The organism is Rhodococcus globerulus, from assembly GCF_019334125.1.
GTDB classification, from domain to species: domain Bacteria; phylum Actinomycetota; class Actinomycetes; order Mycobacteriales; family Mycobacteriaceae; genus Rhodococcus_F; species Rhodococcus_F globerula.
In genome coordinates this window covers 4,273,543-4,288,557 of sequence record NZ_CP079698.1, presented here as the reverse complement: position 1 = coordinate 4,288,557, position 15,015 = coordinate 4,273,543, and the positions used below count along the sequence as shown (strand labels likewise).

The following is a 15,015-nucleotide window of genomic DNA, read 5'->3' as shown; positions in this document are numbered from 1 at the left end:
CGGTTTCAAAGATTACCCCACCGGCCCGCTAACACCAAAACGGGTCCGGTGGGGCAACGTTTATGCAGGTCAGTCGCGGTCTGCGAGAGTTACCTCGACGCCGCCAACCAAGTCACTGCAGAGGTTGTAGATGAACGATCCGATCGTGACGAGCGCGGTGAACAACACCATGTTCGCCAAACCGATCACTGCGGAATAGCCGAAGACTTGCCCCGCTGTCACCAGTCCGTCGGATCCGCCATCGGACACGATGTCCGTAAAAGCGTTGTTCAGGCGGTCCCAGACGCCCATGCCGTCCAAAACGACGTACAGAAGACCGACAGCCACCATCCACACGAAGAAAAGTGAAACCGAGATCACAGAAGTGATCTTGAGCGTGGACCACGGATCGATACGACGGATCTGTACCGTCGCCCGTAAAGGCCCCCCGCTGGACGCAGCCGCAACGGCAGCGACGTGATTTTTGTCACCGACGGCCGCCTGCGGCAGGGGATGCTTCGCCTCGGAGAGGTCCGGCATGTCCTTCGGCAGATCCTTACGGCTGATATGCCGAGTCGGACCGTCGATCGCCGCAGCCTTGGCCCGGGGACCGGCCGGAGCATTTCCGGCCGGTGCGTTCGGCCCCTTCGGCGGGGCAACCGTCTTATTCGCAACCGTCTTATTTGCCACAGTCTTGTCGGCGACGGTCTTGTTCGCGACGGTCTTGTTGTCGACCGCGTTGTTCATGGCCGCGTTGTTCGTGACCGCGTTGTTCGTGACCTTCGGAGCAGCCGTTCCCGTGACCACCGGCCGAGCCGGCGGCTGCGACGGAGATCCAGGACCTGTTGGCCGCTGGTTCGGCGGACCGACCGGCGGTTTCCCGGCAGCAGGTGCAGGCCCCTTCCGAACATCGGGTCGCGGCGCAGCCGGACGGGTGATGTTGGTCTGGGGTTCGCGCTGCTGCACTCCAGGCTGCTGAGAAACAGGCTGCTGTGCCCCTGCCTGCTGCGTAACAGGCTGCTGCGGACCTGACTGCTGCTGACCACGCTGCCACGGCGGCGCCTGATTACCCCGTGCCTGATTAGCCGGTGCAGGCGCGTCAGGTGCCTTCGGGGCAGCGGGAGCAGCCGGTGAACTCTTCCCAGCCGCAGGCTGTGCCGACTTGTCGGCCACAGCCTTGGAATCGGCGGCAGAGCCGCTTGGCTTACCAGCGGCCGGAGGTTTCGAAGCCTCAACGGGAGACTGCGAGCCCCCTGCACCCGCCGGAGCAGCTGGCTGCTCCGGCTTTGGGGGCGTCGAACCGGAAGTGCTCGTGCTCTTCTGGTCACTGCCCGGCTGGTTGGGAGTGCTCACTAGGACTCCTTAGCTCCATCGGCATTGTCTGCACTGTCGGTGTTTGCGGCAGCGATCTCTTCGGGTTCGTCGGCGTTGCGCGCAATTGCGAGCAAGGTGTCGCCTTCGCCGAGGTTCATCAGACGCACGCCCTTGGTCTGGCGTCCGGCCTTACGAACCTGCTTGGCAGCTGTCCTGATGACGCCGCCGCCCGAGGTGATCGCGTACAGCTCGTCGTCGTCGTCGACGATGAGCGCTCCGACCAGAGTGCCACGTTTCTTGTCGTACTGAATGGTGAGTACGCCCTTGCCGCCGCGACCCTGGACCGGGTAGTCCTCCATGCCGGTTCGCTTGGAGTAACCACCGGAAGTGGCGACCAGCAGGAACTTGCCTTCACGGACGACGTTGAGCGAGAGCAGCTCGTCCTCGCCGTTGAAGCGCATGCCCTGGACACCGGACGTTGCGCGACCCATGGGCCGTAGTGCTTCGTCAGTGGCCGAGAAACGGATCGACTGGCCCTGTGCCGAGACGAGAAGCAGATCGTCGTCGGCGGAGCACAGAACAGCTCCGACCAATTCGTCGTCGCCGCGCAGGTTGATGGCAACGATGCCGCCGCTGCGGTTGGAGTCGAAGTCCGTGAGCTTGGACTTCTTGACCAGACCGTTGCGGGTGGCAAGTACCAGGTAAGGCGCGTCGTCGTACGTCTTGATCTGGATGACGGACTGGATGCGCTCGTCCGGCTGGAAGGCCAGCAGGTTGGCGACATGCTGACCTCGAGCGGTGCGGCTGGCCTCGGGCAGTTCGTATGCCTTGGCGCGGTAGACGCGGCCCTTCGTGGTGAAGAACAGCAGCCAGTCGTGCGTCGAGCTGACGAAGAAGTGCGAGACGATGTCGTCCTGCTTGAGGCCGGCACCCTGAACGCCCTTGCCGCCGCGCTTCTGCGAGCGGTACAGGTCGGTCTTGGTGCGCTTGGCGTAGCCGGTCTCGGTGATCGTGACAACAACGTCCTCACGGGCGATGAGGTCTTCGTCGTTGACGTCGCCGTCGGCGGCGATGATGCGAGTACGACGGTCGTCGCCGTACTTGTCGACAATTTCCTTGAGCTCGTCACGAACGATCGCGCGCTGACGCTCAGGCTTGGCCAGAATGTCCTTGTAATCGGCGATTTCGATTTCGATTTCGGCCAATTCGTCGACGATCTTCTGACGCTCGAGGGCGGCCAGACGTCGCAGCTGCATCGCGAGGATCGCGTCGGCCTGAATCTCGTCGACGTCGAGGAGGTTCATCAATCCGGCCCGGGCGACGTCGACGGTCTGCGACGCACGGATCAAGGCGATGACCTCGTCCAAAGCGTCGAGAGCCTTGACCAGACCACGCAAGATGTGAGCGCGCTCTTCGGCCTTACGGAGCAGGTACTGGGTACGACGGACGATGACCTCGAGCTGATGCGTCGTGTACAGACGGATCATCTGGTCGAGGCGCAGGGTGCGCGGCACACCGTCGACGATGGAGAGCATGTTGCAGCCGAAGCTGGTCTGCAGCTGCGTGTGCTTGTACAGGTTGTTCAACACAACCTTGGCAACCGCGTCACGTTTGACGGTGACAACGATGCGCATGCCGACGCGGTCGGAAGACTCGTCGTGAATATCGGAGATGCCGGCGATCTTGGCGTCACGAACCTGATCCGCGATGGAGGTGATCAGGTTGTCCGGGTTGACCTGGTAGGGCAGCTCGGTGATGACAATTGTGGTGCGGCCCTTGGCATCTTCTTCGACCTCGACCACACCGCGCATACGGACGGAGCCGCGACCGGTGGTGTAGGCGTCCTGAATACCCTGGCCGCCCACGATGAGGCCGTGCGTCGGGAAGTCCGGTCCCTTGACCCGCTCCATGACGGCAGCGAGAGTGGATTCCTCGTCGGCTTCGTAGTTCTCGAGTGCCCAGTAGATGGCTTCGGCAACTTCACGCAGGTTGTGCGGCGGAATGTTGGTGGCCATACCGACGGCAATACCGTTGGAGCCGTTGATCAGCAGGTTCGGAACGCGGCTGGGGAGAACCGTCGGTTCCTGCGTCTTACCGTCGTAGTTCGGTGTGAAATCGACTGTGTCGTGGTCGATTTCACGCAGCATCTCCATGGCGAGCGGCGTGAGACGGCACTCCGTGTAACGCATGGCGGCGGCGCCGTCGTTGCCACGGGAACCGAAGTTGCCCTGACCGTCGACGAGGGGGTACCGCAGCGACCACGGCTGGGCCATACGGACCAGGGTGTCGTAGATCGAGGAGTCGCCGTGGGGGTGGTAGTTACCCATGGTCTCGGCGACCGGACGGGCAGACTTCACATATCCGCGATCGGGGCGATTGCCGGTGTCGTACATCGCGTACAGCACGCGGCGGTGCACGGGCTTGAGGCCGTCGCGCACATCCGGCAGAGCGCGACCGACGATGACGCTCATGGCGTAGTCGATGTAGCTGCTCTGCATTTCCTGCTGGATGTCGACCGGTTCGATGCGGTCGTGCTGCGGTCCGTCCGGTGGCAACGTGGTGTCGGTCATGAGTTCACTTTCTTAAGAAGAAGATGGGGGCGAGCCCCTTGTGCGCCTTCGTGGTTGTCGGAGCTACCGGAAAGGCGCACAGGGCCGTAGGCCCTACACGTCGAGGAAACGGACATCCCTGGCATTGCGGATGATGAAGCTGCGCCGGGCCTCGACGTCCTCACCCATCAACACGCTGAACAGTTCGTCGGCGGCAGCGGCATCGTCCAACGTCACCAAGCGCAGAACGCGCACCGTCGGGTCCATCGTGGTTTCCCACAGTTCCTTGGCGTTCATCTCGCCAAGGCCTTTGTAACGCTGGATGCCGTCGTCCTTGTTGATCTTCTTGCCGGATTCGAGACCAGCCTTCACCAAGACGTCGCGCTCACGATCGGAGTACGCGAATTCCGGCTCGCTGCGCTGCCACTTCAGCTTGTACAGCGGCGGCTGGGCCAGGTAGACGTGACCGTGCTCGACCAGCGGGCGCATGAAGCGGAACAGCAGCGTGAGCAGCAGCGTCGCGATGTGCTGACCGTCGACGTCGGCGTCGGCCATGAGCACGATCTTGTGATAGCGCAGCTTCGCGATATCGAACTCGTCGTGGATGCCGGTGCCGAAGGCGGTGATCATCGACTGGATTTCGGTGTTCTTCAATGCACGGTCAAGACGGGCCTTCTCGACGTTGAGGATCTTGCCGCGCAGCGGCAGAATTGCCTGGTACATCGAGTCGCGGCCGGACTTGGCCGAGCCACCTGCCGAGTCACCCTCCACGATGTAGATCTCGGACTTTTCCGGATCGTTGGAGCGGCAGTCCGCAAGCTTGCCTGGCAGGCCACCGAGATCGGTCGCGCTCTTACGGCGAACCAATTCGCGGGCCTTACGGGCAGCGATACGGGCCTGCGCCGACGAGACCGCCTTGTTCACGATGGTCTTGGCGTCAGCGGGGTTGGCCTCTAGCCAGTGCTGAAGATGCTCGTTGCACGCCTTCTGTACAAAGGACTTGACCTCGGTGTTGCCGAGCTTGGTCTTGGTCTGGCCCTCGAACTGCGGCTCACCGACCTTGACCGACACGATGGCTGCGAGACCCTCACGGATGTCGTCACCGTTGAGGTTCTGCTCTTTTTCCTTGAGCAGCTTCTTGTCACGGGCGTACTTGTTGACGACCGTGGTGAGCGCCGCGCGGAAGCCCTCTTCGTGCGTTCCACCCTCATGCGTGTTGATGGTGTTGGCGAAGGTGTGCACGGACTCCGAGTAACCGGAGTTCCACTGCATTGCTACCTCGAGCTCGTGGCCCGTGCCCTTGGCCGTAAATCCGACCACCGAGTTGTGGATGGGGCTCTTGGACTTGTTGATGTGACGGACGTAGTCCTCGAGTCCACCCGGGTAGTGGTAGACGCGGGTCTTGGCCTTGCGCGGAGCGGCAGCAGCCGCTTCCTGCGTCTCGGCTGCCGACTTGGGTGCCTCCGCGACGTCGATCGATTCCTCGTCGACATCGATGACCTCGGCGCGCTCGTCGGTGAGCGTGATCGTCAGACCCTTGTTGAGGAAAGCCATTTCCTGCAGGCGACGCGCAACGGTCTCGAAGTTGTAGCGCGTGGTCTCGAAGATCTCGGGATCCGCCCAGAAGCTGACCGTGGTACCGGTCTCCTTGGTGGCGGGACCTTGAATGAGCTCGCCGGGCTTGGAGTCCGTGTACGTCTGATGCCACTCGTAGCCGTCGACCTTGATGTCGACGTCGAGCCTGGTGGAGAGCGCGTTGACCACCGAGATGCCCACACCGTGCAGACCACCGGAGACGGCATAGGAATCGGAGTCGAACTTGCCACCGGCGTGCAGCTGAGTCAGCACGACCTCGACGGTGGGAACTCCGGACGCGTGCATTCCGACCGGGATGCCACGACCGTCGTCGACGACGCGAATTCCGCCGTCTTCGAGGAGGGTGACCTCGACCTTGGTGGCGTGTCCGGCCATCGCCTCGTCGACAGAGTTGTCGACGACCTCCCAAATCAGGTGGTGCAGGCCGCGCTCACCGGTGGAACCGATGTACATGCCTGGGCGCTTACGTACCGCTTCCAGTCCTTCGAGGACTGTGATGGACGACGCGTTGTAGTCCTTGCTGGAAGTGCTTGTATCTGACTTCTGGGCAGCCACGGGTTGGTAGCTCTCCTTCTCCGTCAATACTCGAGCGCAGCCGTCAGCAAGCCCTTGCGGGTGTCGTCGGAGCGGGTTCGAGAATGTTGCCGCTAGTTACCGGAGACCATCTTACTGGTAAGCACCGACAGGAACCGCCCAATGACACCCCTGGCTGCGCCACAGGCGAATTATTTTGGTCCTGGGAGGGTGAATCGCTAGGACGTTTGCTTCTCCCGGCGACGCTCTCTCAGGCTCGCAATAAAGGCCTGCGCATGTTCGGCAACCTCGCCGGCGTGTGAAATCGGCGACCAGTGACCGGCCGCAATTTCGGTTCGCCGCAGGTCGGAGACCCATTTTTCCGTATCTTCGAAGCCCACCGGGCGAACTGCCTTGTCGTACTTGTTCAGGATCAACTGAACGGGAACGTCCGTGTACCGTTCACGCGGTTTGCCCAGAGCAGGCCGAATATTGGCTCGGTACAACTTGAGACCGTTAACCATGTCGTCGGCAATTGTCGGCGCGGTCACCACCGATTTCGGGTCGAGACCGTCGAAAAATCCCAGAAATGCCGGCCAGTGCTTGGAAAACCACAGCCGCAACGGCACCGTGCACAGACCTGGAATCTGAAACAGCACCGTGTACGCCGACGCCACAGCTTGCGCGGCCGGCCCGCGGAACCGCCGCTTGGACGCACTGGAACGGATCCATTTACCGAGATGGTCGAGATTCGGTCCCGATATGGAACTGAAGGATGCGATCTTTTCCTCGGCGCCCGGCTCGCAGACGGCCTCCCAGGTTTCGACGGATCCCCAGTCATGAGCAACGACGTGAACCGGCTCGTTCGGACTGACGGCGTCGATCACGGCAAACAGATCACCGGCCATCGCACTGAGTTGGTAGTCCTGCACTCGCGACGGGATCGTGCTCTCGCCGGCCCCACGGCTGTCGTAGGTGACAACACGGAAATTGTCGGCCAGCAGCGCCGCGACGCGGTTCCACAGTTCGTGAGTGTCCGGCCACCCGTGAACGAGGACGATCGTCTCACCGTCCACCGGGCCCTGCTCGAATACGGCAAGGCTGACGGCACCGTTGGTGACGCTGCGTGCAGTTACGGCATGGAGAGGCGCGTGCTTGGTCATCTGCAGACCCTTCGTAGGTGAGTAGAACTAGAGATCGAGTACCAGTCGTCCGCCGTCGGAACGCGACACACAAATCAGCATCTCGTTTTCGCGTTCGGCATCGGTCAGTCGGTTTTCGCGGTGATCCGGAGTGCCGGCGAGAACCTTCACCCGGCAGGTCCCGCAGAAGCCTTGCTGGCACGAGTAGCCGACACCGGGCAGGGTTTTCCGGACAACGTCGAGTGCCGACTGGTCGGCATTCACGGTCAACACTTCACCGGAGCTGACCAATTGAACTTCGAACGGGACCCCGCCAATTACCGGCGGAGCTCCAAATCTTTCGAAATGCAAAGCCGTGGAGTAGGTTTCACGAAAACTCGTGCGCACTGCGTCGAGCATGGGCGTCGGGCCACAGCAATATACGGCTCCACCTTCCGGAGCCTTTTCCAGAAGATCTGTGGCAGTGGGTAATCCGAATTCATCGTCAGGCCGCACGAATACTCGTTCCGATTCCCAGGTAGCGATCTCCTCGAGGAACGGCATGGACTCGCGGGAGCGGCCCGAGTACACGAAGTGCCAGTCCATTCCCAATTCCTTTGCGGCCCGGACCATTGCAATGATCGGAGTAATTCCGATACCACCGGCAATGAAGAGTGCACCACCCTCGCCGACAAAGGGAAACCCGTTGCGCGGACCACGAACTGTCACGTGCTCGCCTGGTTGCAGTGCATGCATTTCGACGGAACCACCACCACCGTCGGGAATTCGGCGCACGGCGACGGTATATCCCCAGCGATCAGCGGGGTCACCGCAGAGCGAATACTGTCGACGCAAACCGGAAGGCAAATGGAAATCCAGATGAGAGCCGGGCTGCCACGGGGGAAGCGGTGAGCCGTCTGCAGACTCGAAGCGCAGGCGGACAACATTCTCGTCTGTCGCCACGACCTCGCGGGCACTGACCATCATGTTCAGCGCGGTATCCGGGTTGTGACCGGCGATCTTCGGGTTGTAGTCGTATGCCGTCAGAACGCGAAGGTACTTGTCCGCCAACGACTCTGTGATCCGCATAGCCCGATCGGGGCGAGCGCGACCTGCGAGATCTGGCGGAGCCTGGTGCCGCGGAAGACCGTCGTGCCCGATCAGGACGTCCTTGATCCTGGCGATCGACGGAATCACCGTGCCGCCGCCTGCGCGGCCGGCGAGGATGCCAGGTACTTCACGGCCTGAGCCGTCGAACCTTCTTTTCCGGGGTGATACGACTTGGAGAAGTACGTCGACATCCGCTTGACCAGTTCGAAACTGGTGGGGACGGTGCCGCGCTTGCCTGCTGCCACAAAATCCGACAAGTGCGGGCGACGCCGACTCGGCGCCTGGTTGGCAAGTTCGGGATCGTTGCGCATCAGGAATCGGGTTCCGCGGATCCACAACCACACGATGACGGGCGTGACCAGGATCTGAGTGCGGATACGGCGGGTTTCACGCTTGTCGAAGTAGCGCATCACGTCGTACGCGACGGAGCGGTGTTCGACTTCCTCGGCTCCGTGCCAACGAAGCAGGTCGAGCATCGTCGGGTGCATACCGGCCCGATCCAGACCGTCGGCGTTGAGAACCCAGTCACCGAGAAACGCTGTGATGTGTTCGATGGCTGCGATGATCGCCAGACGCTCGACCAGGTGATTCTCGGCTCGCAAGCCTGTCAGGGGACGGGGTCCGAGCAGTTTCGAGAAGGCCCATTCCATCTGCTGCGTGTACGGCGTCGGATCAAGTCCGTTTTCTTTCAGATGGACCAGCACACCGGTGTGAGCACCGGCGTGCATGGCTTCCTGGCCGATGAAGCCGACAACGTCGTCACGAAGTTTCTCGTCTTCGATGAGAGGGAGTGCTTCCTTGAACGTTTCGACAAACCACTCTTCACCGGCTGGAAGCAGCAGATGCAGCACGTTGAGTACGTGAGTACTGAACGGGTCGCCCGGAATCCAGTGCATCGGCAGGTCGGACCAGTCGAATTCGACATTGCGTGCCTGCAACAAGATGTGATCAGGCTCGGCATGTACCTTGCTCGGCATCTGACTACCCCTTCATGCTCTGTGACACAGTTCACCCAGTAACGGGGGTAACTGTAACATGAAGTAATAGGTACAACCAGGCCTTACTCAGCCATACGTATCGCGAGGTCCGCGGCCTTTGACGTGCCTTTCGCCTTTACGCCAACTGGGTGCGCTCGGTCCTGTAATTCGTAGTGTCTTCACGACGCCGTCACCCACAGCAACTGCGATTTTCGCGAGAATCTGGGACTGCATCATCCGCAACTGAGTCGCCCAGGCCGTCGACTCCGCCGAGATGCTCAGAACCCCTTCACGAAGGGAAATGGGCTCGGCGTGCGCCGAGATGTCTTCACCGACAACCTGCGGCCACCGGCCGAGAACCGTCCCTTCGGACACTCTCGGGGACCAGCCGCGTGATTTGGATACCGCGCTGGTCAGTGCACCGAACGGTTGTGGGTCGCGGGCATCGGGGCCGGGGCCGGACCACCCTCCGCGTCGACGCGGCCTACCGCTACCGAACTTGGGCGACGACCGGCCCTGGCCGACAGCTTTGCCATTGGCCTTAGCCGCAGCGCGGGCCTCCTCGAGGGCTCGGCGAGCCAAATCGATACCCCGAAGTTCGGGCTCTTTTTCGTCAGTCACGATTCTCGACCCCCTCGGACAAGTCCGTCGTCGCAGACCAGTCTTTCGAGACTATCCGTGAAATACGACCTTCGGGTGTTTCCGATGCTTCGACGCCGAACTTGGCTGCCTCGAGTTCGTCCGGAACGTCCTCCGGAACTGCGGCGGTGACAATGACCTGTTCAGCGGTGGCGGCGACCGCAGCCAACGCACGGCGACGGCGCCGATCCAATTCCGCAAAAACGTCGTCGAGCAGCAATACGGGGTCACTGCCTTCTGTTCGCAGCAACGCAAACCCCGCGAGCCGCAGCGACAACGCAAACGACCACGATTCCCCATGACTGGCAAAACCCTTTGCGGGGCTGTCCCCGAGAATCAACTCGAGGTCGTCACGGTGCGGACCGACCAGACATACACCCCGATCGATTTCCTTGGTTCGCATCACCGACAGTTCGTGATGGAAACGCTCCTCGAGGTACGCGACGTCGTCGATTCCGGGAATCCTTGTGGGATCGGTGAATTCAGGATCCAAGGACATTCCGAGGCTGCTGCGGTATCGCATCGACGCTGGCCTCGATTCCGGCGCTATCGAGCGATACGATTCGGCAAGGTGCGGAGCGAGATCGTGAACCAACTCGAGGCGTCCGGCCAACAATTGTGCGCCGTGCGCCGCCAAATGCCCGTCCCACACCTCGAGGGTGGAGAGAACATTCTCGCCGCTACCGGAACCGCGTCGTAGTGCCCCGCCCGCCGTTTTCAGCAGCGCTGAGCGTTGACGTAACACCTTGTCGTAATCCGCACGTACAGCGGCCATTCGAGGGATGCGGAACGTCAACAATTCGTCGAGATATCGCCGGCGGTCACCAGGATCACCGCGAACCAACGACAGATCCTCCGGCGCAAACATCACGGACTGAAGGATGCCGAGTACTTCGCGGGGACGCCGCGCCGGCGACTGATTTATCCTGGCGCGGTTGGACTTTCCCTCGATCAGCTCGACGTCGATGGTGAGTTCACGACCGGAATTGACCACCGTTGCACCGGCAAAAGCGCTAGCGGAACCGTTGCGAATCATCGGGGCATCAGAAGAAACCCGATGAGAAGACAGCGTCGACAAGTAGCCGAGCGACTCGAGGATGTTGGTTTTACCGTGCCCGTTGGAACCGAGGAACACAGTGGTTCCCGGTACCAGATCGAGTGTCAGGGAATCCCACGAACGGAAGTCCCGCAACGAGAATCTACGAACGAACACTCATGCCGCCCAACAGCAATTATCAGCCTGGAAGTCGAACCGGCATCAGCAGGTAGGTGTATTCGCTCGAGGGCGCAGCGAAGTTACCCGACTCGTCCGGTGTCGGATCTTCGTCGGTAGCCGGACGCAGAACTGCGGGACGGCTGGGCGTCGTGAAGCCGAACAGGACGTTCTCGCTGTGCAGCGAGTTCAGTCCATCCGTGAGGTATCCGGGGTTGAACGCAATGGTCAACGGCTCACCCTGGAACGTTGCGTTGAGAGTTTCCTCAGCGCGGCCGGCGTCGTCGCCACCAGCGGAGAGCAGCAGTCCCTCGGAAGAGAACTGCAAACGCACCTGAGCGCCACGCTCTGCCACGAGAGCTACACGCTTGATGGCTTCGATCAGTGGAACAACCTCGACGGTTGCCATAGCCGTGTGCTGCGCCGGCAGAAGCTGGCGGAACTTCGGGAACTCGGCATCGAGGAGGCGAGTCGTTGTGCGACGGCCGTCGTTGACGATACCGAGGAGGCCGTCGTTGCCGATGCTCGAGCCGGAACCGAGAGCCAGCTCGACCGGTGAACTTGCGTTTCCGGCAAGCGTTTTCGCGGATTCGGACAGGGTCTTTGCCGGGATGAGAACCGCAGCCTCGACATCGGGGTTTGCCGGCATCCATTCGAGCTCACGGACAGCAAGACGGAAACGGTCGGTCGCAGCCAGAACAATGGAATTCTGGGCGATCTCGACGCGAATACCGGTCAACATCGGCAGGGTGTCATCTTTACCGGCTGCGATGGCAACCTGACTGATCGCTTCGGAGAACAGATCTACCGGGATGGAACCCGACTGCTGCGGAAGCGTCGGAAGCTGCGGGTAGTCCTCGACCGGCATCGTCGGCAGGGAGAACTTTGCGCTTCCGCACGAGATCAGAACGCGAGTGCCCTCGAGGGTGACATCGACAGGCTTGTTGGGCAAGGACTTGGTGATGTCGGCAAGGAGGCGACCGGAAACCAGGACCTGACCGACAGTGGTGACATCTGCGGAAACGCGAACCTGAGCGGATACCTCGTAGTCGAAGCCGGAGACCGTGAGTCCCTGTTCGGTTGCATCGAGAAGAACGCCACCGAGAACGGGAACCGGCGGCCTCGAGGGGAGGCTACGGGCAACCCATGCAACTGAATCTGCGAACTCTTCCCGGGATACGCGAAACTTCAGGCTTCCAAGCTCCATCGCCGGGTAATTCCTCTCGGTAGGCATGTTCTGGTGACAGCAAGTCTGGCACAGACGTCAGATGACAAGTTTGGCACAACGGGGTGCGACGCCAACCGTATGCCCTCGAGGGGCGATCAGGAAAGCCGAGACGGGGACGAGCGAGGCCCGTTCCGAGGTTCCTCACAGGAGTTGTCCACAAATCTACTTTTAAAGAGCTTTTCCTAGAAATTTCTCAGTAGTAGTAATAAGTCCTGTGCAATCTGTGGAGTAACGGTTGTCGATGCAGGTCTGCCCCCTCGAGGGCTTGTGGACTTCTCGAGGACAGACTCGAGGAGCGATCAGGCCCCTCTGTGCACAGACAAGAAGTTTTCGGATTACTCCTCGAGATCTCCACAGACTTTCGAAGTTATCCACACAGTTATCCCCAGATGTGAATACTTTCCAGAAGAAACGAAAGGTTTAACTAAATCGGCGTGTCGAACCCTGGCGTGTCGTGGGTTTGGAGGAATGACACGCCCTCGAGGGACGCAGTCGACACAGCGGTGCCCCCTCGAGGGAAGGACTTTCCCCCTCGAGGGGGCACCGGTAAAAATGCAGGTCAGCGCTTGGAACGCTGCTTGATCCGAGCCGTCAGCTCTTGTACCTGGTCGTACACCTTGCGACGTTCGGTCATTTCCTTACGGATCTTCTTGTCCGCGTACATGACCGTGGTGTGGTCACGCCCGAACGTCTGACCGATCTTCGGCAATGACAAATCCGTCAGCTCACGGCACAGATACATAGAGATCTGGCGTGCCTGAGCGAGCGGACGGGCCTTACCCGGCCCGCAGAGGTCGTCGATCGACATATTGAAGTATTCGGCCGTCACGGCCATGATCGTCGCCGCATTGATCTCGAGGCTCGACGAATCAGGCATCAGGTCCCGAAGGACAACTTCCGCCAACGTGAGATCCAACGGCTGCCGGTTGAGCGAGGCAAACGCGGTGACACGAATCAACGCGCCCTCGAGCTCGCGGATGTTGCGCTCGATCCGGCTGGCGATCAGCTCGAGGACGTCGTGCGGCACCTCGAGGCGATCCATCCGCGCCTTCTTGCTCAAGATCGCGATACGCGTCTCGAGTTCCGGCGGCTGAACGTCGGTGATCAGGCCCCATTCGAATCGCGTTCGCAGACGCTCCTCGAGGGTTGCCAACTGCTTGGGCGGCCGGTCGGAGGAGACGACGATCTGTTTGTTCGCGTTGTGCAAGGTGTTGAAGGTGTGGAAGAACTCTTCCTGGATACCTTCCTTGCCTTCGATGAACTGGATGTCGTCGACGAGGAGGACGTCCGTCTCGCGGTAGCGGCGCTTGAATGCCACCTTGCGGTCGTCGCGAAGACTGTTGATGAAGTCGTTCGTGAATTCTTCCGTGGAGACGTACTTCACGCGCATACCGGGAAAGAGCCGTTGCGCATAGTGGCCGGCCGCGTGCAGCAGATGCGTCTTGCCGAGCCCGGACGCGCCCCAGATGAAGAGAGGGTTGTAGGCCCGGGCGGGCGCCTCCGCGATCGCGACCGCGGCGGCGTGAGCAAATCGGTTGGACGAACCGATGACAAACGTGTCGAACGTGTACTTCGCGTTGAGGCTGTTTGCACCGGAATTCGACGAGGATGGCGTCGACGGCGGTTTCGTGAAGTACGACGGCCACGATTCGTGAACGCTCGCCAATGCTTCCCGGTCGTCGTCGACCTCTTCGCTCTCGGCGGTCTCGGAGTCGGATGGTTCTCCGTCGCCTTCGGTGAATCGGCGTCGACGGTAGGCGCCGGAACTGCTGACCGATTCGAACTGCCGGCTTCCTGTGCGCTCTTCCGGTTCTGCCGAATCTTCGTCGGGAGGAGCGATACGGACGCCGAGGCCCTCGACCTGTCCACCGAGATGTCGTCCGAGTGCTTGCAGAATCGGTTCGCGCAGATCGCGCTCGATGGTCTCCTGAGCGAAGGACGACGGAACCGAGAGGAGTGCAAATCCTTGCGCGAGTGTGAGTGGTCTCACCAGGCGGACGAATGCCTTCTGCTTACTACTCAGTATCGGAAGATCGTTCCCGGGGTCATCACTCGTGAGTTCTGCAACCACGTCGACCCAGGCACGTTCGAGCGCGTTGGGATCGTCGTTCACGTGGTTCCTTCCGTGTTTCACCGACAGCGAGTTCGCTGGCGCTACCGAGCACGTTGCTGCGGCATGGATGTTCGGTGGTGGGGATGTGCGCTGGTGTGACACTTTTGTTATGTCTGTTGGTGTGTCTGCCACCTGAGGTGAGAAACCTCGTAACAGCCTACGAATATGCCACCTGAACTGTGTTTCCACACAATTATCCACAGATGTGGACAAACGTGCACCGAGTCGGTTTATTTGTGGGATTTTTCCTGAGAATCCGACCCGAAGTCGATCTACCTGGCCTTTTGATGTAACTCGAGGCGTTGGACACTCGGCGGTAGCGGTGCGTTGATACTCACAGCCCTGTGGATGAATGCCAAAACTTGGGTTTCCGCGTCGCAACCTGACCCCCGGACCGAACGTGCAGATGAGGCCTTGTCGAGTGCTTCTCTGCCGGAATTGCGTACACCGGGTTTTGTATGCTCTGAGCACCGTTGCGAAAATGTTGCCAAGGTCACACTCGGTGCCTCGCTCGAGGTCAACGACCTATGCACATCTGGGTTCGAAAATCGGGGATTCGAGGACATTCGGCGTGTCGCTTCTGCTTCGAAGGAGTGTCCGCCGAATGCGCTGGTTTGACCTTGGCAACGGTGGTAAGTAACCTCGAACAGTCACCCGCTGGTG

10 protein-coding genes are annotated in these 15,015 nt (G+C 60.9%); all 10 read right to left on the bottom strand.

From position 1 onward, the window contains the following. Positions 1 to 69: 69 nt before the first annotated feature. On the bottom strand, positions 70 to 1,332 hold the full coding sequence (locus KYT97_RS19520; protein ID WP_219110497.1) for a DUF3566 domain-containing protein: 1,263 nt from the start codon (positions 1,330 to 1,332) through the stop codon (positions 70 to 72). Beyond that, positions 1,332 to 3,863 carry a DNA gyrase subunit A gene (gene gyrA, locus KYT97_RS19515; RefSeq protein WP_033235313.1) on the bottom strand — a complete coding sequence of 844 codons (2,532 nt, stop codon included), beginning with the start codon at positions 3,861 to 3,863 and terminating at the stop codon, positions 1,332 to 1,334. The genes KYT97_RS19520 and gyrA overlap by 1 nt, the downstream gene beginning before the upstream one ends. Before the next feature lie 93 nt (positions 3,864 to 3,956). Further along, positions 3,957 to 5,993, bottom strand: a complete 2,037-nt coding sequence (gene gyrB, locus KYT97_RS19510; protein ID WP_033235312.1) for a DNA topoisomerase (ATP-hydrolyzing) subunit B — start codon at positions 5,991 to 5,993, stop codon at positions 3,957 to 3,959. 197 nt (positions 5,994 to 6,190) lie between these two features. Further along, entirely contained in the window at positions 6,191 to 7,114 is a 924-nt protein-coding gene (locus KYT97_RS19505) for an alpha/beta fold hydrolase (RefSeq protein ID WP_141485314.1), read from the bottom strand. 27 nt (positions 7,115 to 7,141) lie between these two features. After that, positions 7,142 to 8,161 (bottom strand): PDR/VanB family oxidoreductase, encoded by a 1,020-nt coding sequence (locus KYT97_RS19500; protein ID WP_425332409.1) that lies wholly within the window; start codon positions 8,159 to 8,161, stop codon positions 7,142 to 7,144. Between the two features lie 104 nt (positions 8,162 to 8,265). Beyond that, positions 8,266 to 9,159 carry a metal-dependent hydrolase gene (locus KYT97_RS19495; protein WP_219110496.1) on the bottom strand — a complete coding sequence of 298 codons (894 nt, stop codon included), beginning with the start codon at positions 9,157 to 9,159 and terminating at the stop codon, positions 8,266 to 8,268. Positions 9,160 to 9,246: 87 nt separating this feature from the next. Next, positions 9,247 to 9,780 (bottom strand): DUF721 family protein, encoded by a 534-nt coding sequence (locus KYT97_RS19490; protein ID WP_033235309.1) that lies wholly within the window; start codon positions 9,778 to 9,780, stop codon positions 9,247 to 9,249. Beyond that, a complete protein-coding gene (gene recF, locus KYT97_RS19485) occupies positions 9,773 to 11,011 on the bottom strand; it encodes a DNA replication/repair protein RecF (protein ID WP_095887548.1) in 1,239 nt (412 codons plus the stop codon). The genes KYT97_RS19490 and recF overlap by 8 nt, the downstream gene beginning before the upstream one ends. 22 nt (positions 11,012 to 11,033) lie before the next feature. Further along, on the bottom strand, positions 11,034 to 12,218 hold the full coding sequence (gene dnaN / locus KYT97_RS19480) for a DNA polymerase III subunit beta (RefSeq protein WP_033235307.1): 1,185 nt from the start codon (positions 12,216 to 12,218) through the stop codon (positions 11,034 to 11,036). Positions 12,219 to 12,798: 580 nt separating this feature from the next. Further along, complete coding sequence (dnaA, locus tag KYT97_RS19475) at positions 12,799 to 14,352, bottom strand: chromosomal replication initiator protein DnaA (RefSeq protein ID WP_033235306.1); 1,554 nt, start codon at positions 14,350 to 14,352, stop codon at positions 12,799 to 12,801. Positions 14,353 to 15,015: the final 663 nt, after the last annotated feature.

Coding starts and splice junctions, on each gene's coding strand:
- gyrA (WP_033235313.1), bottom strand. CDS start 3,863: ATGACCGACACCACGTTGCCACCGGACGGACCGCAGCACGACCGCATC.
- KYT97_RS19505 (WP_141485314.1), bottom strand. CDS start 7,114: ATGACCAAGCACGCGCCTCTCCATGCCGTAACTGCACGCAGCGTCACC.
- KYT97_RS19500 (WP_425332409.1), bottom strand. CDS start 8,161: ATGCGGATCACAGAGTCGTTGGCGGACAAGTACCTTCGCGTTCTGACG.
- KYT97_RS19495 (WP_219110496.1), bottom strand. CDS start 9,159: ATGCCGAGCAAGGTACATGCCGAGCCTGATCACATCTTGTTGCAGGCA.
- dnaN (WP_033235307.1), bottom strand. CDS start 12,218: ATGGAGCTTGGAAGCCTGAAGTTTCGCGTATCCCGGGAAGAGTTCGCA.